Raw genomic sequence first — 25304 nt, 5'->3', positions numbered from 1 at the left:
AAGAAAAGGTAGTCTGGCGGGGGACGGCGCCGCGGGCGCACCAGCCACGGAAGGCGGCCACACGCACATGCTCGTACTCACTCGACGCCCCGGCGAGAGCATCATGATCGGCGACGACGTGACGGTGACGGTCCTCGGGGTGACGGCGACCGGCGTGCGCATCGGCATCGACGCCCCCCGCGATAGGCGCATCCACCGCAGCGAGATCGTCGTGGCGGTGTCGAATGAGAATCAGGATGCCATCTCCGCGTCGCGATCCGTGAACGCCGAGACGGCCGTGCTCGACGCCCTCCGCGGCGGAGCGCGCGTCGAGGCATCGGACTGACGGGTTACTCGCGCGTCGCCGCGTCGCGATAGTCGGTCCCGTGGTGGGCGTACCCTCCCCACGACTCGACCCGAACGAGGTGACCCACGTGTCCGCTACCGACCTGAGCATGCAGCTGCTGCGTCAGCGTGAGGTGCTCGAGCTGATGCTCTTCAAGCTCGAAGAACTCGAGATGCTCCTGTCTACGGGACGCACGCGCTGGATCGCGCACGCCACCGCCGAGGTCGATCGCGTGGCCAAGGCTCTCACCGCGGGCACCATCGAGCGCGACACCCTCTTCGTCGACGTCGCCGCCGAATGGGGAGTCCCCGAGGCGACCTCCCTACGCGAGCTCATCGATGTGGCACCCACCGACGCGTGGCGTGAGGTCCTGGGATCGCATCACGAAGCCCTGTCGAGCCTCGCCGCGGAGATCGCGGAGAAGAAGGGGTCGGTCAACCAGCACCTGCGTACGGCCCTGCGGGTCACGCAGGAGACGATCGCGGGCCTCGGCGAACCCACCGGCGAGTACGCAGCGAGCGGTTCCCGCGTCGCGGGCGCCGGGTCCCGACTGCTCGACGTGCAGGTGTAGACGATGTCGACGTTCGCAGGGCTCCAGGTGGCCGCCACCGGTCTCGCCGCCGCGCGCGCAGGCATGACCGTCACCGGTCAGAACATCGCCAATGAGACCACCCCGGGCTACACCCGCCAGCGCCTCGAGCAGTCGTCGGTGAGCGCGTCCGGTGCGGCCGGACTGTGGGCCACGGGGTTCTCCGTCGGCGGCGGTGTCTCCGTGCAGGGCATTGCCCGCCTCGGCGACGAGGTTCTCGACGCGCGCGTCCGCGATGCCCTCTCGGCATCCGGATTCTGGTCGGCCCGGTCCTCTGCGGCCCAGAAGGCCGAAGCCCAGATGGCCGAGCCGACGAAAGACGGTCTGGCCGCTCACCTGAATCGCTTCTGGTCCGGATGGTCCGATCTCGCCAACACCCCCGAGCCGGCGGCCGCGCAGGTGGTCCTCACCAACGCCGGGGTGCTCGCCGCGCAGATCGCCGCCGGCTATGACGCCGCGGCCGGGCAGTGGTCCGACCTGCGTGCGCAGATGGATCGCGACCTCGCGGTCGTGAACGTCACCGCGAGCCAGGTCGCCACGCTGAACGGGCAGATCCGCTCGGCCCTGCAGTCCGGGCGCACCGCGAACGAGCTCATCGATCAGCGAAACGTCCTCGCCCAGCAGCTGTCCACGACCATCGGTGCGACGGGTCGGGTCGAAGACGACGGCACGCTCACCCTGCGGATCGACGGCAACGCGCTCGTCAGCGGGGACTCGAGCCGCACCTTGACGATCGCGGGGCCGCGCGCTCTCGCGGATGCCGGGAGGATCACCCTCGCATGGTCGGATCGTCCGGGTGTGCCCGTCGCCGTCACGGGCGGGTCCGTGGGAGGGGCGATCGGCGTGCTCGCGCCGGCTTCCGACGGGGGTACTCTCGCGCGCGTGGCCGACGCCTACAACGCGACAGCCACGGCGCTCGCGCAGGCGGTCAACGAGATCCATCGGTCGGGGCAGACCCGGACGGGCGCCGCCGGGGGAGACTTCTTCGCACTCGCCGCGGACGGGCCCGCAGCCCTCGGACTGTCCGTGGTCCCCACCTCCCTCGACCAGCTGGCTCTGGCTGCGCCCGGCGCGGGAGCCCTCGACACCTCGGTGGCCGATCGCATCTCGACCCTGGCCACCGCGGCCACGGGACCCAGCAAGGGGTGGGCGAGCTTCGTGACCGGTTTCGGGGTCTCCGTCGCCGGCGATGTGCAGCGCGCCGATACGGCGGACCGCAGCGCGATCGCCGCCGTCTCGGGCCAGCAGTCCCACGCGTCGGTCGACGGAGACGAAGAGACCATCAGCCTTCTCACGTATCAGACGGCGTACCAGGCGGCGGCCCGGGTGCTCACCGCCGTCGACGAGGCGCTCGACATCCTCATCAACCGCGTCGGCCTGGTCGGCCGCTGATCCGGGAGCCATCGTGATCGGACGAATCACCAGCAGCACCGTCAACCAACAAGCGCTGCGCACTCTTCAGGCGGGCCTGGCCGACCGCGCACGCCTGCAGGACAAGGCGACCTCGCAACTCGCGATCCGTACCCCCAGCGAAGACCCGACGGTCGCAGCGGCGATCCTCGGTGTGCACGGCGAGCAGGCGCGCGCGTCGCAGTACGCTCGCAACATCAGCGACGCACTGACGTGGGTCACGACGGCCGACACCGCGTTGGGCGCCAGCGTCGACCTTCTCAACAGAGCGCGCGATCTCACCGCCCAGGGCGCGAATTCCGGGGCACTCAGTCCCGCCGCACGCGACTCGATCGCCGCCGAACTCGAGAGCGTGAGCCGCGAGCTCCTCGCGCACGCCAACACCACCGTGCTCGGTCGTACGGTGTTCGCCGGTACCGACGACAGCGGTCGAGCCTTCGATTCCGCCACCTTCGCGTTCACCGGCGTGCCGGGATCGACGGTCGATCGTCGTATCTCGGAGAACGAGACGGTGCGGGTCGACCTCGACGGTGCGGACGCATTCGGGGTCGGGGGGTCCAGCGTCTTCGCGACCCTGCAGGGGATCGCCGCAGATCTGCGGGCGGGTACCGAGGTGGGCTCACGCCTCGCCGAGGTGGACGCTCACCTGAAACAGCTGGTCACAGCGCGGGGAGTCACGGGTGCCCGGCAGGCGCAGATCGAGCGCGCGCAGGCCACGAACGCGAGCGTGGGTGTCGACCTCGAGGCGCGTCGTGCCGAGGTCGAGAACGTCGACACCCTGGAGGTCTACATCGCGCTGCAGTCCGCCGAGCTCGTGTACCAGTCCGCCCTGCAGGTCACCGCCAAGACCCTGCAGACCACTCTCTTGGAGTTCGTGAGATGACGACCGCCCATCCCCTCGTGAGCCTGGACGTCGACTTCGCGGCGTCGCTACCCGGCCTCGAGCCGCGAACGTCCTTCCGTCTCGAGTCGATCGACGCAGCGGAGGGGTTGTACGCCCTGCGCTCCACGATCGACGACCTGCGCCTGTTCCTCCTCGACCCCGTGAGCGGCGGTCTGGACTACCGACCGCGCCTTCCCGCGGCCGCTCTCGCCGACATCGGGGCGGCGGCCGATGAGGCGCGGATGTTCGTCGTCGCGAACCCCGGAGAGGACGGCGTCTCCGTCAATCTGCGAGCGCCGATCCTCATCAACGCGCGGACGGGGGCGGCTGCACAGGTCATCTTCGACGACACGACGTATCCGATCCGCGCCCGTCTGGCTGCGTGATCCGTCATGGCGGCGAGGGTACGTCGTCACGTGACGATCGCGCGCCGAGACAGCGAGTAGGATCGTCGCGAATACGAGCAGAAACGACGATTCGCCCCCGCGACCCGAAACGCGGTGGCGGCGCCCGTCTGACGGCCGAGGCTTCACCGCACCCGTCCGTCCATCCCGGTTCGGTCCACCCGAAGGACACGGCCGACGACGTGCGCATCGCGACCGGCGAGGCAACCCCTCTTCCTGTGGCGACGACGACGCATACGTTCGTAACCGAGCACAAGAGAAGGGTTGGTGAGCAATGCCCGTCCGAGGAACCGATGAGCCCAAGGTGAGCAAGAGAGAGTTCATCCAGCGCGTATCCCAGCGCGCCGGATTGTCTCCGAAGGTCACGCAGGTGGCATACGAGGCGATCTTCGGGGAGATTCTCGACCTCGTGAACGCCGGCAACCGCGTCACGTTGACGGGGTTCGGGAAGTTCTACGCGCAGTCGCACAAGGGTCACAATGTCGTGCTGAACATTCGCGACAATCCCGAGAGCCGGGGTCGCGTCGACGACTACAGCGTGCTGAAATTCTCGGCGACTCGTGAGGTCAACAAGAAGGTGACACAGCCCCGCGACCTGGGCGAGGCACGGCGTCAGCGCTCGAACGAATAGCTGGCCTGTCCGATGAGGGTGAGGCTGATGCGGGCCGGGAGTTCTTCCGGGACCTCTTCGTCTTCGTCCAACGCCTCGATCTTCTGCACGGGGACCGAGAGGGTGCCATCGTCTTCGAAGACGACGTCCCGGGGAATGAACGAGAAGAACAGCACACGGTGGGTGCTGCGCAACTCGATGGTGCGGCTCGCGTCGCTGCGCTCGTGGAGGTTCAGGACCGATTCGTCCGCGAGGACGGAACCGTCGGGGTACGTCGCTTCGACCCGGTAGGTGCTCGGCTCGACCGCCTTGATGTTGAGGTCCTCGACGATGTCGGCGAATGTGGCGTCGGGGTGGTTCATCTCGAACGCGATCGCGCGCAGGTGGTCGTAGGTGAGGTTGACACGACGTGAGAACAGCGCGGCGTTCTCGATCTCGGACGCGGCGGCGTGCGGTGCCTGGTCGAGGAGGTACTCTCGCACATCGTCGGGGCTCGGGTAGTCGAATCGCATGTGGTAGTGGAACCGACCCGGTCGGTTGACGATGTAGTGGCTGACGTCCTGCACGTCGTTGACCGTGAGGCAGTAGATCCGTTTGACCGAGGACGTCCCGTCGAACAGGGTCAGGAACTGGTTCTGGCGGTTGGGGCCGTCGAGCGGACCGCGGCCCGATGAGAAGGTCTTCTCGAACTCGTCGAAGATGACGAGACATTCGTCGAGGGTGTCGAGGAAGTCGACGATGCCCTCGGCGTCCTCGCTGACGAGCACGACCGGAATGCCGCTCTCGATCGCGCGCGCGGCCAGCATGCGCAGGAACATGGACTTTCCCTGCCCTTTGTTGCCCGAGAGCATCACGCCCAGGTTGCGTTCGAAGCGCGCGTACGTGCGGAAGATCTTGTCGACCTTGGCCTCGCGGCGGCCGTAGACCTTTTCCGACCCGACGCCGAGGTTCTCGGTGCGTTGGAGGCTGAAGCCCTCCTTGATGCTGTAGCGCACCCGATACGTGCCGAGGGGAAGCGAGTCGTGAGCCTGGACGGCGGAGTCGTAGACCCGAACCTGTCCGCCGGTTTCGATGTAGGTACTGCTCACTGTGTCGGGCTCCTGTGGGGGAAAAGGGCGTGTCGAGGGGCCTGTCCCTGTCTGAGATTTACATTAGCGTCTTCTCATCTTTGTGTGAGGATTGCCCGAATTTTGACGCAAGAATGTCACGCAGCCCTGCATTTCCGGGCCTTTTCGGTCGTTGCCTACCTCATACCACGTCGCATTCCTAGCGAAGAAGATGAGAACTGCGAGACGGCATTTCGCTATGGTCAGGGAAAAAGCCGAGTGCCTCCCGACACTCCAACAGGCCGTGGGGGCCACATGTCCGAAGATTCCGACCAGCGTGCGACCGCGTTCCAGCTCACGCTTCGCACCGTCGACGACGACGTCGAGCCCGAGGTCTGGCGCGCGACGATCCATAGCGGTGGAGTCACCCGCTTCGGCGGCGAGCCCGGCGCGGCCGAGGCGACCGTGTACCGCGTGCACTACGCGAATCCGCGTTGGGCCGAACAGCTCCAGGATGCCGAGGCGGACCTCACGTCGATCAGCTCGGCATTCGTCGACCGCGAGCTCATCTCCTTGCTCGACGAATCCTCGTTGTTCACCGACAACCTCTGCGTCATCGCCTCGATCCACGTCGAGGATGCCCGGCAGGGGCCGTCGCTGAGCCACGAGCTCGTACGCAGCATCGCGCGGGTGTTCGACGGCGACACCATCGCGTTGCTCACCGCACGACGCACGGGGAACGACGGCGCCACCGGGTTCTGGGCCGACCGCGCGCACTGGGCGGCGATCGGGTTCGTCGACATCCCGGGGACGACCTCGATGATCCTCCCGGTGGGCGCGCGCTCCTAGAACGCCCGCCGCCGCCGCGCGCCCTTAGGGTGAGAGCAATCGAGGAGAGGAATCCGCCGTGACGGACGAACGCGAACGCCTGAGTTGGGACGACTTCGGAGCCGCCACACGCGACATCTCGCGGGCGATCGTGGCCGATGGGTTCCACCCCGAGGTGGTCGTGGCAATCGCCCGGGGCGGGCTGCTCCCGGGAGGGGCCATCGCGTACGGGCTCGGGGCGAAGAACTGCGGGGCCCTGAACGTGGAGTTCTACACGGGCGTGGGCACCGTTCTCGACGCCCCCGAGGTGCTTCCTCCGGCGCTCGACCTCTCCTACCTCTCGGGACGACGGGTGCTCCTCGTCGACGACGTCGCCGACAGCGGCCGCACCCTGGATCTCGCCGTGAGACTCCTGAACCGACAGGGCGCGGACGTGCGCTCCGCGGTCATCTACACCAAGCCCACGACGATCATCGCTCCCGACTACTCGTGGCGAGACACGTCGCTGTGGATCGAGTTCCCCTGGTCGCACCTCGGCTCGGTGCAGGAGGAAGACGCCGCGTGAGCGCGATGACGCTCCCCGAGCTCGCGGACGCGGGTCTGATCGACCGATCGTGGGTCGAGGCCCTCGGGCCGGTGGCCGCCGACATTGCCGCGGTAGGGGAGCGTCTGAGGGCCGAGGGCACGCCGTACCTCCCCGCCGGCGACCTCGTGCTGCGGGCATTCCGCACCCCGCTCGACGAGGTGCGCGTGCTCATCGTCGGACAGGATCCGTACCCGACCCCCGGCCACCCGATCGGCTTGTCGTTCGCCGTCGACCCCCACGTGCGTCCGTTGCCCCGCAGCCTGTCGAACATCTACCGCGAACTCTCCGAAGATCTCGACATCGCGCCCTCGCCGCACGGAGATCTCTCGGCGTGGGCTGCTCAGGGCGTCATGCTGCTCAACAGGGTGCTCACCGTGGCGCCGGGGGCCCCGGCATCCCACCGCGGATGGGGCTGGGAGCGCGTGACGGAGCACGCCATCCGCTGTCTCGTCGACCGACGGGCTCCGCTGGTGGCCGTGCTCTGGGGGAAGGACGCTCAGGGCCTCGCCCCCCTGCTCGGCGAGACGGCGGTCGTGGCCTCGCCGCACCCCTCGCCCCTGTCGGCCAGCCGCGGATTCTTCGGTTCCCGTCCGTTCTCGCGTGTGAACGCGCTGCTCGAGCAACAGGGGGCCCCGCCCGTGGACTGGCGCATTCCCGACTGAGACCCTCGCACGACGGATGCCGCTGTGCGGCGACCGCCCATGGGCATCCTCGTCGTCACACGCGCGAAACCGTGACGCCCGTAGAGTGGCGGGGTGCTGGAAGAGGAGTACGAGAAGAGCCGTCGGCGCCTGCCCGCCCACCTGCGCCCGGCGCCGAAGCCGGAGCAGCCCTTCGCGTTCGAGATCCGGCCGGCGTCCGAGGCGGACATCCCCGATATCCGCGAGATCTACAACTATTACGTCCGCAACTCGGTGGTGACCTTCGACGAAAAGGCCTGGTCGATCGCCAAGTGGCGTGACAAGTTCGCCACCCTTCACAAGCTCGGCCTGCCGTTTCTCGTGGCCGAGTCGCCCAGTGGACAGATTCTCGGTTACGCGCTGGTGCAGCCCTGGCAGTCGAAGTCGGCCTATCGGTACACCGTCGAGAATTCGATCTACCTCGGTCAGGCGGCGGCGGGGAAGGGCCTCGGGCGCGCGCTGCTCGAGGCGCTGATCGCGGCCTGCCAAGAACTCGGCATCCGAGAGATGGTCGCCGCCATCAGCGACAAGGGCGCCGATGCCTCGATCGCCCTGCACGAGAAGCTCGGCTTCACCGAGGTGGGCCGCATGGGCCGGGTCGGGTTCAAATTCGGACGGTGGCTCGGGGTCGTGTACCTGCAGAAGAGCATCCCGTCCACCAAGAAACGACGGAAGCTGTTCGGCTGAGCCGCACGTGCGACGCGGATCCCCGCAGGCTCGGCAACCGGAGGCTGGAGGTGTGCATCGGGGCACGCGGCGCGGTCCTCGGAGGCGCACCGCTCCTCTCCGTCAGCGCCCGCGCGACGGCGCCGGAGCGGCCCGCCGCACCTCGTCGACCAGCGTGCGCCACGGCCCCTCGACCTGCTGATCGCCCAGACGCGCCTGGTGGACGGCGGTGTCGCCCCGGTGCACCTCGATGCGCCACTGATAGCGGTCGGCGCCCGCGGCCGCGGGGGGAGCGGCATCCCAGGGACAACTCTCGACGAGCTGCTGCCACCGGGGGAGCCGGTCGCGATCGGGTTCGGCCCGCCACTGCTTCGAGAGCCCCGCGAGGCCGCCCGAGCGCACGACCAGCACGCTCCAGCGTTCTTCGTCGTCAGGCTCGGGCATCCTCCTCGACGCCGACCCCGGCCCATGCGGCGCGGACGGCGGCGACCTCCTCCGACTCCTCACCGTACTCGCTGGTCGCGGCGCGCAGGGTCGCGGTCGCGAAGGTCGAGAAGTCGGCCGTGGTCGAGAGGGTGCCCGAGGTGATCGTGCGATACCAGATGAGCCCGGCGCGCTCCCAGGCGAAGCCGCCGAGGGCGGTCGCGGCCAAGTAGAACGCGCGGTTGGGGATGCCGGAGTTGATGTGCACGCCGCCGTTATCGTCGTCGGTCTCGACGTAGTCGCGCATGTGCCCGGGCTGCGGGTCTTTGCCGAGCACGTCGTCGTCGTAGGCCGTGCCGGGCGCTTTCATCGAGCGCAGCGCTTCTCCCTGCACGTCCGCGGCGAAGATTCCGGCGCCGATGAGCCAGGACGCGTCGTCGGCGCTCTGGCCGAGGTGGTGCTGCTCGGCGAGGGCCCCGAACACGTCGGACAGCGACTCGTTGAGCGCGCCGGACTGCCCCTGGTACTCGAGGCCCCCGGCGGCCTCGGTCACCCCGTGCCCCAGCTCGTGTGCGATGACGCTCAGCGAGCGGGTGAACCCGACGAAGACGTCGCCGTCGCCGTCGCCGAACACCATGCGCTCGCCGTTCCAGAACGCGTTGTCGTAATCGTCGCCGTAATGGACGGTCGCGAGAAGCGACCCGCCCGCCCCGTCGATGCCGTCACGCGCGAAGGCGTCCCAGAAGAAGTCGTAGGTCTCGCCGAGTCCGTCGTAGGCCTCGTCGACGGCGGCGTCGCCGCTCGGCGCGTCGTCCTCGCTGCGGACACGCCGGCCCGGCAGGTTCTCGGTATTCGCGGCGTCGGAGATGATGCGGTCGGGAGCCGGGGCGGTCTCGGCGACCAGCGTGTCGCCGTCGATCGACAGGCGCAGCCGCGTGCGGGTGGCGCGCGGCGGACGGGGAGCGGCGAGGGTCTTGCGCGCGGCGGCGGCGGCCCGGGCGAGGCGGGGGTCGTCGGTGGCGGCCAGTCGGTCGAGCAGGAACGGGGGAACGATGCCGGGGTTCATGCGCCGAGGCTAGCGCCGACCACCGACATCGCGGCATCCCTTGTTCGACGCGGCCGCGACGTCCTCACGACGCCGGAGCGCCGGCATCCGTCCCGGGCGCGCGGCCGCGCGGTCGCACGCGCCTCAGGCGGGAAGAGTCGGGATGGATGCCAGCAGCTGCCGCGTGTACGCCGCCTGCGGCTGCAGCAGCACCTTCTCGGTGGGCCCCTGCTCGACTATTCGGCCGTCCTTCATCACGACGACCTGGTCGCAGACGTTCTGCACCACGCCGATGTCGTGCGAGACGAGCACGAGGGTGAGGTCTTCTTCGACCCGCAGGCGTGCGAGGAGGTGCAGGATCTGCGCGCGCACGGTCACGTCGAGGGCCGACAGCGGTTCGTCGCCGACGAGGATGCGGGGGCGGTGGACGATCGCTCGCGCCAGGGCGATCCGCTGCCGCTGGCCGCCCGAGAACTCGTGCGGGAACCGTGTGGCCATATCGGCGTCGAGACCGACCTGTTCGAGCACGTCGCGCACGCGCGCACGGCGATCGCCCTCGATCCCGAGCGCCCACAGCGGTTCGCCCACGATGCGGTCGACATTCATACGCGGGTCGAGCGAGGCGTACGGGTCTTGGAAGACGATGCCGGTCGCCCGGCGCAGCCAGTGCAGCGACCGCGCCGAACCCCGCGCATCGACGGGGCGTCCGTCGACCTCGACCGTCCCCGCGCTCGGCACGTCGAGTCCCAGCAGCAGGCGCACGAGGGTGGACTTGCCCGACCCCGATTCGCCGATGATCCCCACTGCGCTGCCCGCGAGCACCGAGAGGTCGACGTCGGCGAGACCCACGGTCCGCTCGGCGCGGCCCACGCCCCGCGTCCGCGGCGTCGGGTAGGTGCGCGAGAGACCTCGCGCGCGCAACAGCGTCTCGGTCACGGGGCCTCCTCGGCGTCGTCGGTCGCGACCCCGCGAGCGGGGAGCTCGGGATGCCACAGCGTGGCGGTCGCATCCCGCAGCAACGCCTGAGTGACGGGCGAGGACGGCGCCCGCAGCAGGTCGGTGACAGGGCCCTCTTCGACCACTCGGCCGTGTTCGAGCACGACGGCGTGGGTCGCGACCTGCGCGAGCACCGCGAGGTCGTGCGTGATGAAGACGAGGGACATCCCGACGTCGTGGACGAGAGATCTCAGCAGCGAGAGGATCCCCGCCTGGATCGTGACGTCGAGCGCCGTGGTCGGCTCGTCGGCGATGAGCAGGCGCGGGCGGCAGGCGAGGGCCATCGCGATCGCGATGCGCTGGCGCTGGCCGCCGGAGAGCTGGTGCGGGTAGCGCGAGACGATGCGCTCGGGGTCGGGGAGCGCGACGCGCTCCGCCTCGGCCACGGCGCGGCGCAGCGCTTCGCGGCGCGAGACGCCCTCGTGGATGCGCACGGACTCCCCGATCTGCCGCCCCACCGTGCGGATGGGGTTGAGGGCCGTCCGCGGCTCCTGGAAGACCATGCCGATGTCGTCGCCGCGCAGGCGGGCGAGCTCGCGGTCGGGGAGCCCGAGGATCTCGCGGCCGTCCCAGAGGATGCTGCCCGAGGCGTGCGCTCCGTCGGGCAAGAGCCCCAGGATGGCAAGGGCGGTCAGCGACTTGCCCGACCCCGATTCGCCGATGAGTCCCACGCGGGCGCCCTCGGGCACCGAGAACGAGACGTCGTCGACGACGGCGCGGTCGCCGATCTCGATCCGCAGGTTCTTCACGACCAGGCTCACGCGACCACCCCCGGCACGTGCGTGCGCGCCGCGGGGGTGCGCTCGCCGAGGGTGGGGTCGGCTGCCTCGCGCAGCGCGTCGCCCAGCAGATTCAACCCCAGCACCGTCAGCGTGATCGCCAGGCCCGGCCACACCACCGTGAGCGGATGCACGGAGATGTACGCCTGCAGATCGCTCAGCAGAACACCCCACGAGGGCTGGGTCACGGGAGCGCCGAAGCCCAGGTACGACAGCCCCGCCTCGGCGAGCACGGCCACGGCCATGCCCCACGACAGCTGCACGATGAACACCGGCGCGACGTTGGGGAGGAGGTGCCGGGTGAGGTTCTGCCCGGTCGACAGTCCGCTCGCCCGCCCCGCGAGCACGAAGTCGCTGTGCAGCACGCGCCGCAGCTCGGGCCGTGTCACGCGCGCGATGTTCACCCCGAACCCGATTCCCACCGACCAGATCACCACCGCGAGGGAGCCGCCCCACACGGCCGAGATCATCATGGCGATGATGAGGACCGGGAACGCGATGAGGATGTCCACGAGGACCGCGACGCTCTCGCGGATCCAGCGCGCGGTGAGCGAACCGAGGGCGGCGAGGACGATGCCGAGCAGCGAGGCCACCGCTCCCGCGCCGACGGCGACGACGACGGTGGTTCGCGCTCCGGCCATGAGCAGGCTCGCGATGTCGCGACCGCTGTTGTCGGTGCCGAGCACGTGCGGCCACGAGGGGTCGCTCCAGCGCGCGCGAGCGTCGACCGCGGCCGGGTCGAAGGGGGTCCAGAAAAGAGAGACGACGGCCGTGACGAGCACGAGGGCGACGATCAGGATGCCGAATCGCCCGGTGCCGAGACTCCAGAGGCGCCGGAGGGTGGTCATGAGGCCTCCCTTTGGCGGGGGTCGATGAGGCGGTGGGCGAGGTCGACCAAGAAGCCGACGAGCAGCACGAATCCCGTGAGCGCCAGCAGTTCGCCCTGCACCTTCGGCAGGTCGCGCGCGGCGACGTCGGTGACGAGCATCCGGCCGACCCCGGGGAGGGTGAAGAGCTGTTCGATGACCACGGCCCCCACGATGATCCCGGCGATCTGCAGACCCAGCACCGTGATGACCGACAGCCCGACGTTGGGCAGGCCGTGGCTCAGCAGGGCGCGGGTGCGCGTGAGGCCCTTGGCCGCTGCTGTGCGCACGTAGTCCTGGCCGAGTGCCTGCAGGGTCGCGCTGCGCACGAACCGCAGCAGCATCGCCCCCTCGACCACGCCGATGGTGAGGGCGGGGAGGATGAGGGCTCGGAACGCTGCCGCGGGATCGTTCCACCCGGCTCGGGGGAAGCCCTGGGGCGGAAGCCACCCCAGCCACACCGCGAACACGACGACGAGCATCATGCCCGCCCACACCGTGGGCACCGCTGCCAGGGCCTGCGCCCCGACGCTCAGCGCCGTGCCGCCGGCTCGTCGGCGCCCGAGAGCGGAGAGGACACCGAACGGGATGCCGACGATCAGAGCGACCGTGAGCGACATCGCCGCGAGCGGCACGGTGACGCGGGCCTTGTCCGCCAGCTCCGAGGCCACGGAGGAGCCGGTGATGAGCGAGGTGCCGAGATCACCGCGAACGAGCCCGCCGATCCAGTCGAGGTACTGCGTCCACAGCGGTGCATCGAGCCCGAGGCTCTCGCGTAGCGCCGCGACCTGCTGCGGGGTCGCCTCCGTGCCGGCGATGAGCTGCGCGACGTCGCCGGGGAGCACCCGGAGCGAGACGAAGATCAGCACGCTGGCCACGGCCAGGCCCAGCACGAGCAGGCCCAGCCGTGTCAGCGTGTAGCGGATCACTCCGCCGCGACCGTCACGCCCGCCAAGGGCAGGCGCACGTTGAGGGAGTTCTTCGGGAAGTTCGCCACGTTCGTGCCGACCGCGGTGAGCGGGGTCGACAGGAACAGCCAGTCGGCGGCATCCTCGTCGCTCACGATGCGGGCGGCCTCGGCGAGCAGGTCGGAGGACTGCTGCTGGTCGGTGGTCGCCAGCGCCTGGCCGTAGAGGCTCTGGACCTCGGCGTTGTCGTAGCCGAAGTAGTACGAGGGGTTCGCCCAGTTGCCGAAGTCGCGCGCTTCGACGTGGCGGACGAAGCTGAGGTCGTAGTCGTGGTTCTTGTAGACGTCCTGCAGCCAGGTGCTGAAGTCGACCGACTTCACCTTCAGCGTGACCCCGACGTCGGCGAACGACGAGACCAGGAAGGTCGGAATGGTGGTCGGATAGACGTTGGGGATCGTCAGCGTGAGGGTGAGGTTCTCGGCCCCGGCCTGGGCGAGCAGCTCACGGGCGCGGTCGGGGTTGTATGAGATGCTGCCCGACAGGTCTTCGTAGCCGGGATCGAGCGGGGCGATAGGGCCGTAGAGCTCCTGGCCCGACCCGAGCGTCTCGATGAGGGCCTTGTGATCGATCGCGAGGCGCAGCGCCTCGCGCACGCGCTGGTCGTTCAGCGGAGCGCGCTGGTTGTTGAAGGCCAACGTGCCCTTGTCGGTGGTCAGGCCGGACTCGATGGTGAAGGCGTTCGTGCCCTCGATCTGCCCGCGCAGCTCGGGGTCGATCTCGAGCGCCACGTCGACGTCGCCGGCGACGGCGGCGTTGGTCGCGGCGCTCTGGTCGGGGATGTAGTCCAGCACGACCTCGGCGACGCCGGCCTTGTCGCCCCAGTACCCGTCGTACCGCGAGAGGGTCAGGCTCTGCCCGGCGTTGCGGCTCTCGACGCGGAAGGGGCCGGTGCCGTTCGCGGCGGTCTGGAAGTTCGTCGTGTCGCCGCTCTTGAAGATGAGACCCGCGCGGCCCGTCATGGCGAAGAGGAAGTCGATGTTGGGCTTGGCGAGCGTCACGACCACCGTCGAGGCGTCGGGGGAGGCGATCGAGGACACGTTCGCCAGGTCGGAGCTGTTCTGGATGGTGGGGTCGTCCTTGGCCGTCTGCAGCGAGGTGACGACATCGTCGGCCGTGAGCGCGCTGCCGTCGTGGAAGGTTACGCCCTGGCGGAGGGTGAAGGTGTAGGTGAGTCCGTCGGGAGACACCGTCCACGCCGTGGCGAGTGCCGCGGCGATCGCGTTGGAGTCGTCGCCGTTGCGGGTGACCAGGCCCTGGTAGACGTTGTCGATGAGAGCCTGCTCGAGCGAGGCGCCGCTGGTGCGGCGGATGTCGAGGTTCGACGGCTCCAGCGACAGACGCACCGTGAGGGTGGCGTTCGGGTCGGCTTCTCCGGTGGGGTTCGGCGTCGTGTTCGAGCCGGTGCACGAGGTGAGCAGGAGCGCTCCGATCAGGAGCATGCTCGTGGCGAGAGCGGTGCGGCGCAGCATTGCGGGGTGTGTCCTTTCGCAGGCCGAGGCATCGGGGTGCTGTGGATGCCGAGCAGGGGTGGCAACAGCCTACTTTCACCCGTATTCCCTCGACGCCGTCTGTGACGGTGCGCGACGCGGGATGACCGGGTTCGGGTCGGCGGGTCAGGGGGTGGTCAGGAGGGGGCGGATCAGACGCGCGAGGCTCTCGGGATCTTCCTCCTGCGCGTTGTGCCCGGTGGACAGAACCCGGACGTCGGCCCCGGGCACACGCCGCGCGAGCTCCTCGGCATCCGTCTTCGTGACGAAACCGCGCTCGCCGCGCACGAGCGTGACGGGGGCGGTGACCTCGCCCAGGTCGTCCCATCCGGTCGCCGACAGCACCGCCTTCACGGCATCCGGGGTCGTGGGGTCGGCCCCGGCGTTCGCGGCGGCCGCGGCGAGGTGCGCGAAGTGATGCTTCCACTCCACCCGGCCGTCGGGGCGTACCCGGGAGTTGAGGAAGACCCCGCGCGCCGCGGCCTCGGGCGAACCGCCCAGGCCGAACGAGAGGGCGCGTTCCACCAGTTCTTCCCGTGACGACCAGTCCGTGGGGCCGGCGAAGAACGCGCGGATCTGCGCGGGACCCGCGCTCGGGTCGACCCCCGGCGTGATGTCGACGATCGCGAGGCGAGTGACGAGATCGGGACGGGATGCCGCGACCGCGGCCGCCGTGAGACCGCCCAGCGAGTGACCCACGAGCACCTGCGGACCCGTCGTCCACTGCTCGAGGGCCGTGATGACGTCGGGGGCGAGGACGCGCGCCACGTATGCCGCGTCGTCGCGCCACGACGAATCGCCGTGGCCGGGGAGGTCGAGAGCCAGAGCGGGCACCCCCAGGTGCAGCAGCGTCGTGTCCCAGGTGTGGGCGTTCAGACCGGCGCCGTGCAGCAGAGTGACCGCCGGGGGAGCGGCCCCCCAGCGCAGACCGCTGAGCGTGCGGCCGTCGGCCAGGGTGAGCCGCACCCGTTCGACGGGAGGGAGTTTGCGGCCGAGATCGGCCGCCTGGGCGGGGAGGAACGAGAACTCGTCGCGCTCGGGCATTCGATCAGCCTGTCACTGTCGACGCCGATGTCGCCATCGCCGCGCCACGGGGCGTCGCCGATTCTCCCCGCCGACCCCCGGCGGGGCCGCCGTAGGCTGTCGCCATGGGCGAAGAACGGCGCGTGCACCTGTCGAAGTCGGCTCCCGAGGCGTACGCCGCGCTGCGTGCGTTCTCGACCACCGTCGGGCGCCTCGCCGTGGAGGCCGGCATCGATGCGCGGCTGCGCGAGATCGTGCAGATCCATGCGTCCCAGCTGAACGGGTGCGCCTACTGCGTGCGCGTGCACGTGGATGCCGCGGTGAAGGCCGGGCTCGACGCCGATGTGATCGCCCAGATCGCGACGTGGCGGGAGTCGGGCGTCTTCGATGAGCGCGAAAGAGCCGCCCTCGAGCTGACGGAGTCGTTCACCTTCATCCACGAGGACGGCATCCCCGACGAGGTCTACGACCAAGCGGGCGGCATCCTGAGTGAGGCCGAGTACGTCGCGCTCAGCTGGGTGCTCGTGGCCATCAACGCCTTCAATCGCGTCGCGATCGCCGGTCGATACCCCGTGCCGCCCCGCGCTTCCTCCCTCGAGACCCCGATTCCGGATGCCGCGGCGTCGGCCGTTCCGGGGGGACCCCACGTGCACGCGGACGGCACCGCGTGACCGGCTCGCTCGTCTCGGGGGCGGTGAATTTCCGCGACGTCGGCGGTCTCCCCGCGGGAGAGCATCGCACACGCTCGGGCGTGCTCTACCGCTCCGGCAACCTCGTCGCGGTGGACGACGCGGGCGTGCAGGACCTCCGGGATCTCGGCATCCGGCGCGTGATCGATCTGCGCGACGAGTCGGAGGTCGCCCATGCGCCCAGCCGTCTCGACGACGGCGTCGAGATCCAGCACGAACCGCTCTTCCTCGGTTCGGTCGCCTCGTTCTTCGCGCGCGACTTGAGCCTCGACGACATGTACGCCGCCCTGATCACGGACTCCGCCGACCGGGTGGTGTCGGCGGTCCGCGGCATCCTGGCGGCCCAGCCCGTGCTCGTGCACTGCACCGTGGGAAAGGATCGCACCGGGGTCACCGTCGCGATCGCGCTCGCCGCGGCCGGGGTCGACCGCGAGGCGGTGATCGCCGACTACGCCCGCACCGAGGAGTTCCTGCCCGCCGAGCGAAACGCGCGGGTGCTGGCGGCGATCCGCGCCGTGCATCCCGATAACGTCCATGCCGAAGCCCTCGCGACCCGCTCGCCCGCTCCGGTCATGCGCGCGCTGCTGCATCGGGTGGATCGGGACTTCGGCTCTTCTGCGGGGTACCTTCTCGCGAACGGAATGACCGAGGCCGAGATCGAGCGGTTGCGCGAGGTGCTGATCGACGGACCGGGCCGCCCGGCGGCGTCTTTCGACGTCGAGATACGGAGCCGGAACTCAGGTTAGGCATACCTATGTCGAGGGTATAGTGGAGGCATCATGTCGATCCCCACGGAGCACAACGCCGCCGCGTGCCGCGCGTCGCGGCACACGCGTGTGCAGCACCTCGTGACGGCTGACGAGACCTCGCTCGCCGAGCTCGAAGCCTTGCTCGCGACGCTGCCGATCTGCTCGACCGGCCGCGTGTTCGTCGAGGTTCCCGACGCGTCGTGGATCGGGTCGATCGCCGCTCCGGCCCGTATGACCCTCACGTGGCTCGACCGCTCGCGTCGCGGCGGAGCCCCCGGAACCGGCCGCGGCTGCGCGACCGGCGAAGCCCTTTCGCGTGCCGTCTCGGGCTGGGCCGGTGAGATGCTGTGCTGCGACGACGACGCGACGCGCGTCATCCTGCTCGGCGGCTACCTCGGCACGGCCGAGATCGTCGACGAACTCGTCGCACGTCACGGCGTCGACGCGCAGGCGATCCACACGCCCGAGCGCTTCGGGCTGGCCACCGCGCGCTGAGGCGCCACGGCTCCTCGGCGCGGACGCAGGCTGTGCGCGGCGCGTTGTCGGTCGGCATCCGCCCGCTCTGCTGAGATCGCGCGTATCGCCGAGGGTTCGATCCGCCCACTGGCTTTCCGACCGGTGCCGCGAGCTGCCGCGGAGAGTCAGGCCCCTCGACGCAGGTAGTTGCCCTCGACCAGGCCCGCCTCGATTTCGAACCGGTTGCGCAGCGGATCGCGTCCGGCGAGGGCGTAGAGCAGCGGCATGAGGAAGCCGTACCGGCGCCACTGCCGTTGGTGGATCGCCTCGTGCCCGAGCACGATGTCGGTCGGCCGGTCGTCACCGGTGAGGAAGCAACCGCCCACGCACACGCCTCCGCGGGGGAACGCCCACGATGGCAGCCCGCGGAACACCCAGAGGCCCTGACGCTTCTCGATGCGTCCCGTGCTCCACAGTGCCCCCCACACCCACCCCACGGTGCAGCCGTACCAGTAACCGACGCGGCTGATCGGAGAGTCGAGCAGCACGCCGGGCAGGAATCGGTCGACGCGCCGGCCCCGCGCCACCGCCCTGTCGGCACGCTCACGCCAGCCCGCCGGAGGCGGGGGAAGAGGGCTCATGCGAGGGCTCCGATCACGCGCAGGATCGTCCCGAGGTCGTCGACGGCTGCGGCCGGGCTCGAGGGAGCGAACTCGGTCAGTGTCGCTCCCGCGAGCGGGAGACGCTCGCGCAGACGGCGAATGGATGCCACGACCTCCGTCGTGCGCGCACCGAAGGGCACGGCCTGGGCGATGCCGCCGATGTCGGCGGGGTCGAGCGCATCGAGATCGACGTGCACGTGGGCGCGCGTTGCTCCGGTGGCGGCGACGGCGTCGGCGAGCGTATCGGGGGAGGCGAGCTCGTCGGCGCGGATCACGGTGATCCGGTGAGCGACGACGAACGCCTCTTCCTCGGGGTCCCAGGCACGCGTCGCCACGAGCACGAGACGCGACGGCGCGATCCCGGGTTCGAGACGGAGGAGGGCCTCGCCCTCGCCGGCGATCGCCCTCAGCGCCATCCCCGCGAAGGCGCCGCTGGGGGAGGACCCCGGGGTGTTCAGGTCGGGGTGCGCGTCGATCCACACGACGGCGAGGTCGTCTCCCGCGATCGCCGAGACGGCTCCCAGCGCGACTCCGCAGTCGCCGCCCACGACGATGGCGGGCTCGTCGGACGCGCGCACGGCTTCTTCGATGCGTTCACGCATGCGCACGAGCGCGCTGTGGCGCTGCACGCGGGTGCCCTGGGCGTCGCCGGCTTCGGCCGGGGGGTCGAGGAGGGTCGTCGACGCACGCGGCAGATCGCCGGCGATGGCTTCAGCGCCGTCGACGAGCTGCATCGCCCGAGCGGAGGACGAGCCCTGCCACTGCGGGGCGACGATGAATCGGGTCATGGCGGTTCCCCTCACCGAGAGATACGAGTGCACCGCCCGAGCGATCGGGCGGTGCACTCGCGGTCGTGGGTCAGACCTGGTCGGGGCTGGGTGCGTCGATCGCGGCGCGCTGCGGACCGCCGACCTTGAGAGCCGCGAGACGGGCCTCGACCTCGGTGAGCTCTCCAACGTCTTCGAGGGCGTTGAACTGAGCGTCGATGCTCGATGCGGCGAGCTCCTGCTTGCCGGCGGCGAGGGCCTCCTGGCGGCGGATCTTGTCTTCGAAGCGGCCGAGCTCGCTCGTCGGGTCGAGCACGTCGATCGACTTGACGGCGTCGTGCACCTTGTTCTGCGCCTCGGCGACCTTGGCGCGAGCGGTGAGCTCGTTGCGCTTGGCCTTGAGCTGCTCCAGCTTGGTCTTCATGCCGTTCAGGCCGTCTTTGAGCTTGTCGACGACCTCGGTCTGCGCGGCGATGGTGGGAGCGGCGGCCTTGGCTTCTCCCTCGGCGGTGATCTGACGCTGGAGGGCGATCTTGGCGAGGTTGTCGAACTTGTCGGCTTCGCTCAGGTTGCCGCCGGCGCGCAGTTCGTCGCCCTTGCGGCTGGCGGCGAGGGCCTTGTTGCCCCACTCGGCCGCCGCCTGGACGTCTTCCTGGTGGTCGCGCTCGAGCAGACGGAGGTTTCCGATCGTCTCGGCGATGGCCGACTCGGCATCGGCGATCGAGTTCGAGTAGTCGCGGACGAGCTGGTCGAGCATCTTCTGCGGGTCCTCGGCCTGGTCGAGGAGCGCGTTGACGTTCGCGCGGACGAGGGTCTGGATGCGACCGAAGATGGACTGCTTGGCCATGCGGGGTGTTCCTTCCTGAGGGCGACGGTGTCGAGTCTGGTGGCGGATTCTACGAATTGTCTGTGATGGCACGGCGAGGCCGCGAGGGGTGGACTAGCGGCGCGACCCCCGTCCACCGCCGGCGCGGCTGCGACCGCCACCCGAAAAGCCGCCGCCGCCCCCGCTGCGGGAGCGGCCACCGCCGGAGAACCCGCCGCCGAACCCGCCGCCGCGCGAGCGCCCGCCGCTGCCGGAGAACCCTCCGCCGGGGCCGCCCAGGCCGCCGAGGCCGCCGCCCCCGAAACCGCCGCGCGAGCGCCCGCCGCCGAGGATGGCGTTCACGGCGATGCCGCCGAGGATCGCGCCCATCATGTCGCCGCCGCCCCCGCCGGCTCCGCCGCCGAAGGCCCCGACGTCGCTCTGCGCGGCGGAGTCGGCGTCTGCCGCGAGCTGAGCCGCGCGCTGGGCGGCGGCGAGGGCTGCGGCGGGGTCGGCGGTACGCAGCTGCTCGGCCTGTACGAGGGCCGCGCCCGCCTCGGCGAGACGCGTGCGTGCCGTCGCTCCGACGGCTCCCCTGCGTGCGGAGATGAAATCTTCGGTCGCGCGCACCTGTGCGCGCGCCTGGACCAGCGTCGTGTCGAGCTGACTTTCGGCGCGGCGACGACGCTCGGCCGCGTCGCGGGCCTCGTCGAGCACCGCGTCGATCGTGGCGTTCGCCTGCTGCAGCGTCTGGACCGCCCGCATCGGGTTCGGACGCGGGGTCGAGAGCGCGCCGCGCGCGTCGTCGAGCTGCGACCGCGCGGAGGCCGCCGCGGCCGCGATGCGTCCCTCGGGATCGGGCAATCGAGAAGCCGCGGCGAGGTCGCCCTCGATCTCTGCGACGAGAGCCGAGGCGCGCTGCTGTGCCTCGGCCAGGGCCGATTCCAGTGCACTCACCGCTCGCTCGAGGGTGTCGGCCTGGGCCACGCCCGCCTGGGCGGCACGGATCGCGACCGCCGCTTCTCCGGTGCGCCCCGCGGCGAGAGCCGCCTCGGCGGCCGCCTCTTGGGTGCTCGCCAGCTCGAGGCGGGCTCGGGCCTGGGCCGGGTTGTCGGCGACGGTGGAGAGCGCGTCGTCGCTGAAGCGCCCGGTCAGGCGCGCGAGCCCGGCCTCCGTCGCGCCGAGGGCCTCGGCGATCGTCGCGTGCTGCCGGCGGGTCGCGGCGAGGGCTCCCGACGCATCGGCCTCGAGGGCGCGCAACTCGTCGAAGGCGGCGGCCTTGGCATCCAGAGCCTCGTCGGCGTCGGCGCACAGCCGCAGGATCTCCATGTAGCCCGCCCGCTGCTGCTCGGGGGTCTCGGGAGTGCCGTCGTCGAGTTGCTGCTGGATCGAGAACGCGCGGTCGAGGTCGGCCTGGGCTTGGGCGAGCGCTTCGCCGAAGGGCGCCGCTGCCTCGTCACCGAACTGCGCGCGGGCGAAACCGAGCTCCTGCTCGCTCGTCTTGACGGCGTCGTCCGTGGCCACGAGAGAGGAACCGGCGCGACGGGAGAGGTCGTCGATGCTCTCCGACGGGGTATCGCCCGCTCCCGACGTCGCCGCGCGCCGACGCCGACGCACGGCCAGCCAGACGAGGGCGGCGGCGATCGCGAGCAGCAGGATGCCCACGATCACGATGGGCACGAGGGGCAGACCGCTCTGCGTGGCGGGAGTCGGGGGAGGGTTCGGCATGTTGCCGCCCGCCTTGGCATGCGCGGTGCGCAGGCCGTCGGCCGCGGCGACCGCCGCGCCCGCGTCGTCGCCCGCCGTGAGCGCCGGTTGCACCCGGTCCTGCTCGATCGAGCTGAGCTGGGCCGCCGAGATGCCGCCCGCATCGACGTCGCCCGAGAGGTAGTACTCGAAGCTGTCGCCTTCGATGGCCACCGCCAGCAGGTATTGGTTGGGCCCGAGCCGATTGCGGTTGGCGGTCTCGTTCGCCCAGTCGTCGGCGCCGGTGGGCTCTTCGAAGCCGTCGACGTAGACGACCCACAGATCCAGTCCCGTCTGCTCCGACAGCGTCACCAGGCGCCTCTGGACATCGGCCTCTTGCGCGTCGGTCAGCACGTTCGCCTGGTCGAGGACATAGCTCGAGCCGAGGGTGGGCGGGGGGATCGCTGCAGCGCTGAGGGGGGCGACCAGGACTCCGACGAACGCGAGCACCAGCACCGCGATCGTGTGCAGCACGGTCGGCTTTCGCATGCAGTCCCCTTCGGTTGCCGGATGCCTCCACCCTATAAACGACCACCGACACCGGGGGAGGAGCGGCGCGTCCGCTGTGAGCGCACGCGAGCGCCGCCTAGGCTCGGACGCTCGGAGGTACACCATGGACGACCGCTACGGAACGGACGTGCTCGCCCGCGGGTGGCGCGAGGCCGGACGCATCGTGCCCGCCGAGGTCGCGGCATCCGCTGATCTCGTCGTCGAGGTCGCGGGCGACGGGTTCGTCGGTGCGGTGACCCGCATCGACGGCATGAACGTCGAGCTGGAGGACCGCTTCGGCAGACGTCGCCTGTTCCCGCTCGGCGGAGGATTCCTCGTCGACGGCAAGCCCGTGGTGCTGAAAGCCCCCGCCGCCGCAGCGAAGGGGCGCACCCGCACGGCATCCGGATCGTTCGCCGTCGCCGACCAGCGCGCCCGCACGGCCCGCGCCAGCCGCATCTTCGTCGAGGGAAAGCACGATGCCGAACTCGTCGAGAAGGTCTGGGGCGCCGACCTGCGCGCCGAGGGAGTCGTGGTCGAGTTCCTCGAGGGGGTCGACCTCCTCGAGCAGGCGCTGGATGCCGAGCCCCCCACCGCCGAGCGCCGATACGGGGTGCTCGTGGACCATCTCGTGCCGAACTCCAAGGAGTCGCGCATCGCCGAGAAGATCGCGCGTGGCCGTCACGGCGCGCACGTGCGCATCGTCGGCCACCCCTTCGTCGACGTGTGGCAGTGCGTCACCCCCCGCGCTCTGGGGATCACCGCGTGGCCCGAGGTGCCGCGCGGCATCGAATGGAAGGTCGGCGTCTGCCGGGCGCTCGGCTGGCCCGCCGAGGAGCAGGCCGATACCGCCCGCGCCTGGCAGCACATCCTGTCGAAGGTCACCACGTTCCGCGACCTCGAGCCGGCCCTGCTCGGCCGCGTCGAGGAACTCATCGATTTCGTGACCGTCCCGTGAGCGGCCGCAAGGTGCCCGTGCGGCACACGCCCGAGGGGCAGCCGAATAACCTGGATGCCATGGACACCGCCCCCGTCTTCCGCGACAAGCCGGTGTCGTTCGTACGCCGCAGCGGTCGCATGTCGGAGGCGCAGGATCGCGCGTGGGCGGAACTCTCGCCGTTCTACCTGCTCCCCGTCGAGCGTGCCGCCGCCACGACCAGTGTGAGGGCGGGCACCGCGATCGACCCGGCCGAGGTCTACGGCCGCACCGCACGCCTCGTGGTCGAGATCGGCTCGGGCCAGGGCCACCAGATCGTCTCGGCCGCCTCCGCCGATCCCGACAGCGACTTCTTGGCCGTCGAGGTGTTCACCGCCGGACTGGCGCGCACCATGCTCGACGCCGACCGGGCGGGCGTGAAGAACCTGCGCCTGGTCGAGGCCAACGCGCCGGAGGCCCTCGAACACCTGCTCCCGGCGGCATCCGTCGACGAAGTGTGGATCTTCTTCCCCGACCCCTGGCACAAGAACAAGCACACCAAGCGTCGCCTCGTCGCCCCCGACTTCGCGCGGATCGCCGCCCAGGCCCTGCGCCCCGGCGGCACTCTGCGCCTCGCGACCGATTGGCAGGACTATGCCGACCAGATGCGCGCCGTGCTCGACGAGGCGCCCGGCTTCGAGCGGGCGTTCGCGGGGGAGTGGGCCGACCGCTTCGAGGGCCGCGTGCTCACCGCCTTCGAACGCAAGGGGCTGCGAGTCGGCCGCGCCATCCGCGACCTGACCTACACGCGGGTCTCCCCGTGACCGCGCACACCGCGGTGCCGGTCCGTGAGCGTTCCACGTGGACGCCCAAGCTCCTCCCGGCGCTGTTGGTGTGCCTCGCCGCTCCGGCGCTGTTCGTCGCGCAGATCGTGTGGCTCGGGTGGGTTCTGCTCGCCCTCGCCGTGGCATCCGGGATTCTCGTCGATCGTCGCCTGGGCGTTCCCATCGCGCGCGGCGGGGAACCGAGCATCGCCCGCGACGTCTCGCTCGTCGCGATCGGCCAGTTCATCGTCAGCCTGATTCCTCTGCACGCCGAGCTCGACAACGCCGCCTTCGTGCGCTTCACGCTCGCTCTCGGCGGCGCGGTCGTGGTGCCGTACGTGATCTCGCGCTTCGTCTACCGCGACAACGCGATCCGTTTCCCCTGGCGCGGCGGCGGGCGATGGACCTGGTGGCAGTGGGCATGGCTCGGCGGAGTCATCGTGCTCGGCTACCTGATCCTGCCGTTCTACTTCATCACCTCGGGGGTGTATCGCAACTGGCCTGAGGTCGTCACCCCCGAGCTCATCGCACGCCTGTTCGTGGGCGTCGGCGCCGTCGGCATCTGGGACGAGCTCTTCTTCATCTGCACGGTCTTCGTGCTGCTGCGTCGGCATTTCCCCGACCTCACCGCCAACCTGTTGCAGGCGGTCGTGTTCGTGTCGTTCCTCTGGGAACTCGGATATCAGGCGTGGGGGCCGCTGCTGACGATCCCCTTCGCGATCGTGCAGGGCTTCCTCTTCCTGAAGACGCGCTCGCTCTGGTACGTCGTGACGGTGCATCTGCTCTTCGACGCCGTGGTCTTCGGCGTCCTCGTCCACGCCCACAATCCCGGGTCGGCATCCATCTTCCTGATCTGACCCCGGACGCCGGCCCCCCGGCTCCCCGCTCCGCCCCACGCAAACCCCTCCGGCTCTCCACCCCGCGCAAACCCTCCGGCGCTCCGCCCCACGCCCCGGTACCCGACCCGCACGCATAAACGCGATCGGCGCGCATAAACGCGAGCAGCGCGTGTTTCTGCGCGCGGAAAGCGTTTATGCGTGGCTCGAGCGGGGGGATGCCGCGGTGCCCGGGTCCTGCCCAGGTCGGGTCACTATCCTGGGGACCGGACGCCCTCCGCGTCCCCGGACGAGGGATCAGTACCCGGACTGCGACAAGACTGGCCAAGGAGCACTGCCATGTCGTGGATCGTCCTCATCCTGTCCGGAATCCTCGAGGCCGTGTGGGCCACCGCCCTCGGTCGTACCGAGGGTTTCACCAAGCTCTGGCCGAGCGTGATCTTCGGCGTCGCGCTCGTGGCGTCCATGGGCGGCCTCGCCTTCGCGATGCGCGAGATCCCCACGGGTACCGCCTACGCGGTGTGGGTCGGGATCGGCGCAGCGCTGACGATCGTGGTCGCGATGGTCAGCGGGACCGAGACCGTCTCGGTGGTCAAGGTGCTGCTCGTGCTGGGCCTGGTGGGATGCGTGGTCGGTCTGAAGCTCGTGGGCGACAGCCACTGACCAGGTCATTTTCCGAAAGTCAACGGGATGGAATGCACGGTTTCATCCGGTACCATCCTCTCCAACTGCACTTGTCCGGGCCAGACAC

30 protein-coding genes and 1 riboswitch are annotated in these 25304 nt (G+C 70.3%); of the genes, 17 read left to right on the top strand and 13 right to left on the bottom strand.

The window, feature by feature from the left end:
• The first annotated feature begins 67 nt into the window (after positions 1–67).
• The 6 genes from csrA to DEU35_RS02000 all read left to right on the top strand — a co-directional run bounded on the left by csrA (position 68) and on the right by DEU35_RS02000 (position 4242).
• Positions 68–325: a carbon storage regulator CsrA gene (gene csrA / locus DEU35_RS02025; protein WP_103210137.1), complete on the top strand. Its 258-nt coding sequence runs from the start codon at positions 68–70 to the stop codon at positions 323–325.
• 88 nt (positions 326–413) lie between these two features.
• Entirely contained in the window at positions 414–896 is a 483-nt protein-coding gene (flgN, locus tag DEU35_RS02020; protein WP_246077942.1) for a flagellar export chaperone FlgN, read from the top strand.
• Positions 897–899: 3 nt separating this feature from the next.
• The gene (gene flgK / locus DEU35_RS02015) at positions 900–2306 is read left to right on the top strand and encodes a flagellar hook-associated protein FlgK (protein ID WP_103210139.1); all 1407 of its coding nucleotides are present in this window, start codon (positions 900–902) and stop codon (positions 2304–2306) included.
• A 13-nt stretch (positions 2307–2319) separates the two neighbouring features.
• A complete protein-coding gene (locus tag DEU35_RS02010) occupies positions 2320–3207 on the top strand; it encodes a flagellar hook-associated protein 3 (protein ID WP_116238464.1) in 888 nt (295 codons plus the stop codon).
• Positions 3204–3593, top strand: a complete 390-nt coding sequence (fliW, locus tag DEU35_RS02005; protein WP_103210142.1) for a flagellar assembly protein FliW — start codon at positions 3204–3206, stop codon at positions 3591–3593. The genes DEU35_RS02010 and fliW overlap by 4 nt, the downstream gene beginning before the upstream one ends.
• Before the next feature lie 322 nt (positions 3594–3915).
• Positions 3916–4242: an HU family DNA-binding protein gene (locus DEU35_RS02000; protein WP_218026311.1), complete on the top strand. Its 327-nt coding sequence runs from the start codon at positions 3916–3918 to the stop codon at positions 4240–4242.
• Here the strand turns inward: DEU35_RS02000 and DEU35_RS01995 are convergent.
• Complete coding sequence (locus DEU35_RS01995; RefSeq protein ID WP_103210146.1) at positions 4224–5309, bottom strand: AAA family ATPase; 1086 nt, start codon at positions 5307–5309, stop codon at positions 4224–4226. The two genes, DEU35_RS02000 and DEU35_RS01995, sit on opposite strands and share 19 nt — an antisense overlap.
• Positions 5310–5582: 273 nt before the next feature.
• Between DEU35_RS01995 and DEU35_RS01990 the strand changes: the two genes are divergently transcribed.
• The 4 genes from DEU35_RS01990 to DEU35_RS01975 all read left to right on the top strand — a co-directional run bounded on the left by DEU35_RS01990 (position 5583) and on the right by DEU35_RS01975 (position 8048).
• A complete protein-coding gene (locus tag DEU35_RS01990) occupies positions 5583–6116 on the top strand; it encodes a hypothetical protein (RefSeq protein ID WP_116238463.1) in 534 nt (177 codons plus the stop codon).
• Between the two features lie 58 nt (positions 6117–6174).
• Positions 6175–6660, top strand: a complete 486-nt coding sequence (locus DEU35_RS01985) for a phosphoribosyltransferase (RefSeq protein ID WP_103210150.1) — start codon at positions 6175–6177, stop codon at positions 6658–6660.
• 5 nt (positions 6661–6665) lie between these two features.
• Positions 6666–7343, top strand: coding sequence for a uracil-DNA glycosylase (locus DEU35_RS01980; RefSeq protein ID WP_103210839.1), 678 nt, complete (start codon positions 6666–6668; stop codon positions 7341–7343).
• Between the two features lie 93 nt (positions 7344–7436).
• Positions 7437–8048: a GNAT family N-acetyltransferase gene (locus DEU35_RS01975; RefSeq protein WP_103210152.1), complete on the top strand. Its 612-nt coding sequence runs from the start codon at positions 7437–7439 to the stop codon at positions 8046–8048.
• A gap of 102 nt (positions 8049–8150) precedes the next feature.
• Here the strand turns inward: DEU35_RS01975 and DEU35_RS01970 are convergent, their stop codons facing one another.
• From DEU35_RS01970 to DEU35_RS01935, 8 genes are all read right to left on the bottom strand, one after another.
• On the bottom strand, positions 8151–8471 hold the full coding sequence (locus DEU35_RS01970; RefSeq protein ID WP_116238462.1) for a protealysin inhibitor emfourin: 321 nt from the start codon (positions 8469–8471) through the stop codon (positions 8151–8153).
• Complete coding sequence (locus tag DEU35_RS01965) at positions 8458–9516, bottom strand: M4 family metallopeptidase (protein WP_103210157.1); 1059 nt, start codon at positions 9514–9516, stop codon at positions 8458–8460. The genes DEU35_RS01970 and DEU35_RS01965 overlap by 14 nt, the downstream gene beginning before the upstream one ends.
• A 123-nt stretch (positions 9517–9639) precedes the next feature.
• Positions 9640–10431, bottom strand: a complete 792-nt coding sequence (locus DEU35_RS01960; protein ID WP_174799625.1) for an ABC transporter ATP-binding protein — start codon at positions 10429–10431, stop codon at positions 9640–9642.
• Positions 10428–11252, bottom strand: coding sequence for an ABC transporter ATP-binding protein (locus DEU35_RS01955; protein WP_116238461.1), 825 nt, complete (start codon positions 11250–11252; stop codon positions 10428–10430). Before DEU35_RS01955 ends, DEU35_RS01960 begins: the two co-directional genes overlap by 4 nt.
• A complete protein-coding gene (locus tag DEU35_RS01950; protein WP_103210160.1) occupies positions 11249–12118 on the bottom strand; it encodes an ABC transporter permease in 870 nt (289 codons plus the stop codon). The genes DEU35_RS01955 and DEU35_RS01950 overlap by 4 nt, the downstream gene beginning before the upstream one ends.
• Positions 12115–13065, bottom strand: a complete 951-nt coding sequence (locus DEU35_RS01945; RefSeq protein ID WP_103210162.1) for an ABC transporter permease — start codon at positions 13063–13065, stop codon at positions 12115–12117. Before DEU35_RS01945 ends, DEU35_RS01950 begins: the two co-directional genes overlap by 4 nt.
• A complete protein-coding gene (locus tag DEU35_RS01940) occupies positions 13062–14573 on the bottom strand; it encodes an ABC transporter substrate-binding protein (protein WP_116238460.1) in 1512 nt (503 codons plus the stop codon). Before DEU35_RS01940 ends, DEU35_RS01945 begins: the two co-directional genes overlap by 4 nt.
• A 144-nt stretch (positions 14574–14717) precedes the next feature.
• On the bottom strand, positions 14718–15635 hold the full coding sequence (locus DEU35_RS01935) for an alpha/beta fold hydrolase (protein ID WP_116238459.1): 918 nt from the start codon (positions 15633–15635) through the stop codon (positions 14718–14720).
• Between the two features lie 104 nt (positions 15636–15739).
• Between DEU35_RS01935 and DEU35_RS01930 the strand changes: the two genes are divergently transcribed.
• From DEU35_RS01930 to DEU35_RS01920, 3 genes are read left to right on the top strand one after another with little or no spacing between them, the layout of a single operon-like run.
• On the top strand, positions 15740–16285 hold the full coding sequence (locus DEU35_RS01930; protein ID WP_258873303.1) for a carboxymuconolactone decarboxylase family protein: 546 nt from the start codon (positions 15740–15742) through the stop codon (positions 16283–16285).
• On the top strand, positions 16282–17049 hold the full coding sequence (locus DEU35_RS01925; RefSeq protein WP_103210168.1) for a tyrosine-protein phosphatase: 768 nt from the start codon (positions 16282–16284) through the stop codon (positions 17047–17049). The genes DEU35_RS01930 and DEU35_RS01925 overlap by 4 nt, the downstream gene beginning before the upstream one ends.
• 33 nt (positions 17050–17082) lie before the next feature.
• Positions 17083–17547, top strand: coding sequence for an SIP domain-containing protein (locus DEU35_RS01920; RefSeq protein ID WP_116238458.1), 465 nt, complete (start codon positions 17083–17085; stop codon positions 17545–17547).
• A 146-nt stretch (positions 17548–17693) separates the two neighbouring features.
• Here the strand turns inward: DEU35_RS01920 and DEU35_RS01915 are convergent, their stop codons facing one another.
• From DEU35_RS01915 to DEU35_RS17510, 4 genes are all read right to left on the bottom strand, one after another.
• Positions 17694–18149: a Fe-S oxidoreductase gene (locus tag DEU35_RS01915; protein ID WP_103210172.1), complete on the bottom strand. Its 456-nt coding sequence runs from the start codon at positions 18147–18149 to the stop codon at positions 17694–17696.
• Positions 18146–18958 (bottom strand): arginase family protein, encoded by an 813-nt coding sequence (locus DEU35_RS01910; protein ID WP_116238880.1) that lies wholly within the window; start codon positions 18956–18958, stop codon positions 18146–18148. The genes DEU35_RS01915 and DEU35_RS01910 overlap by 4 nt, the downstream gene beginning before the upstream one ends.
• A gap of 70 nt (positions 18959–19028) precedes the next feature.
• The gene (locus DEU35_RS01905) at positions 19029–19784 is read right to left on the bottom strand and encodes a PspA/IM30 family protein (protein WP_074694165.1); all 756 of its coding nucleotides are present in this window, start codon (positions 19782–19784) and stop codon (positions 19029–19031) included.
• A 93-nt stretch (positions 19785–19877) separates the two neighbouring features.
• Complete coding sequence (locus DEU35_RS17510; RefSeq protein WP_116238457.1) at positions 19878–21977, bottom strand: TPM domain-containing protein; 2100 nt, start codon at positions 21975–21977, stop codon at positions 19878–19880.
• 124 nt (positions 21978–22101) lie between these two features.
• Between DEU35_RS17510 and DEU35_RS01895 the strand changes: the two genes are divergently transcribed.
• From DEU35_RS01895 to DEU35_RS01880, 4 genes are all read left to right on the top strand, one after another.
• Entirely contained in the window at positions 22102–22935 is an 834-nt protein-coding gene (locus DEU35_RS01895) for a DUF3097 domain-containing protein (protein WP_116238456.1), read from the top strand.
• Positions 22936–22994: 59 nt separating this feature from the next.
• A complete protein-coding gene (gene trmB, locus DEU35_RS01890) occupies positions 22995–23717 on the top strand; it encodes a tRNA (guanosine(46)-N7)-methyltransferase TrmB (RefSeq protein WP_116238455.1) in 723 nt (240 codons plus the stop codon).
• A complete protein-coding gene (locus DEU35_RS01885; protein ID WP_181904539.1) occupies positions 23714–24574 on the top strand; it encodes a CPBP family intramembrane glutamic endopeptidase in 861 nt (286 codons plus the stop codon). Before trmB ends, DEU35_RS01885 begins: the two co-directional genes overlap by 4 nt.
• A gap of 243 nt (positions 24575–24817) precedes the next feature.
• A riboswitch (guanidine-III (ykkC-III) riboswitch) is annotated at positions 24818–24882 on the top strand.
• Positions 24883–24892: 10 nt separating this feature from the next.
• On the top strand, positions 24893–25216 hold the full coding sequence (locus tag DEU35_RS01880) for a multidrug efflux SMR transporter (protein WP_103210182.1): 324 nt from the start codon (positions 24893–24895) through the stop codon (positions 25214–25216).
• The last annotated feature ends 88 nt before the right edge of the window (positions 25217–25304 follow it).

Origin of the sequence: Microbacterium sp. AG157, from assembly GCF_003385695.1 — a bacterium.
Classification (GTDB): domain Bacteria; phylum Actinomycetota; class Actinomycetes; order Actinomycetales; family Microbacteriaceae; genus Microbacterium; species Microbacterium testaceum.
This window is presented reverse-complemented; position numbering and strand designations above follow the sequence as displayed.

Bases quoted from the DNA above. Each gene is read 5' to 3' on its own strand.
- DEU35_RS01965 (WP_103210157.1), bottom strand. From the start codon at position 9,516: ATGAACCCCGGCATCGTTCCCCCGTTCCTGCTCGACCGACTGGCCGCC.
- DEU35_RS01930 (WP_258873303.1), top strand. From the start codon at position 15,740: ATGGGCGAAGAACGGCGCGTGCACCTGTCGAAGTCGGCTCCCGAGGCG.
- DEU35_RS01980 (WP_103210839.1), top strand. From the start codon at position 6,666: ATGACGCTCCCCGAGCTCGCGGACGCGGGTCTGATCGACCGATCGTGG.
- DEU35_RS01990 (WP_116238463.1), top strand. From the start codon at position 5,583: ATGTCCGAAGATTCCGACCAGCGTGCGACCGCGTTCCAGCTCACGCTT.
- DEU35_RS01940 (WP_116238460.1), bottom strand. From the start codon at position 14,573: ATGCTGCGCCGCACCGCTCTCGCCACGAGCATGCTCCTGATCGGAGCG.
- DEU35_RS01950 (WP_103210160.1), bottom strand. From the start codon at position 12,118: ATGACCACCCTCCGGCGCCTCTGGAGTCTCGGCACCGGGCGATTCGGC.
- DEU35_RS01910 (WP_116238880.1), bottom strand. From the start codon at position 18,958: ATGACCCGATTCATCGTCGCCCCGCAGTGGCAGGGCTCGTCCTCCGCT.
- csrA (WP_103210137.1), top strand. From the start codon at position 68: ATGCTCGTACTCACTCGACGCCCCGGCGAGAGCATCATGATCGGCGAC.
- DEU35_RS01920 (WP_116238458.1), top strand. From the start codon at position 17,083: ATGTCGATCCCCACGGAGCACAACGCCGCCGCGTGCCGCGCGTCGCGG.
- flgK (WP_103210139.1), top strand. From the start codon at position 900: ATGTCGACGTTCGCAGGGCTCCAGGTGGCCGCCACCGGTCTCGCCGCC.
- DEU35_RS01895 (WP_116238456.1), top strand. From the start codon at position 22,102: ATGGACGACCGCTACGGAACGGACGTGCTCGCCCGCGGGTGGCGCGAG.
- fliW (WP_103210142.1), top strand. From the start codon at position 3,204: ATGACGACCGCCCATCCCCTCGTGAGCCTGGACGTCGACTTCGCGGCG.
- trmB (WP_116238455.1), top strand. From the start codon at position 22,995: ATGGACACCGCCCCCGTCTTCCGCGACAAGCCGGTGTCGTTCGTACGC.
- DEU35_RS01970 (WP_116238462.1), bottom strand. From the start codon at position 8,471: ATGCCCGAGCCTGACGACGAAGAACGCTGGAGCGTGCTGGTCGTGCGC.
- DEU35_RS01935 (WP_116238459.1), bottom strand. From the start codon at position 15,635: ATGCCCGAGCGCGACGAGTTCTCGTTCCTCCCCGCCCAGGCGGCCGAT.
- DEU35_RS17510 (WP_116238457.1), bottom strand. From the start codon at position 21,977: ATGCGAAAGCCGACCGTGCTGCACACGATCGCGGTGCTGGTGCTCGCG.
- DEU35_RS01905 (WP_074694165.1), bottom strand. From the start codon at position 19,784: ATGGCCAAGCAGTCCATCTTCGGTCGCATCCAGACCCTCGTCCGCGCG.
- DEU35_RS01915 (WP_103210172.1), bottom strand. From the start codon at position 18,149: ATGAGCCCTCTTCCCCCGCCTCCGGCGGGCTGGCGTGAGCGTGCCGAC.
- DEU35_RS01880 (WP_103210182.1), top strand. From the start codon at position 24,893: ATGTCGTGGATCGTCCTCATCCTGTCCGGAATCCTCGAGGCCGTGTGG.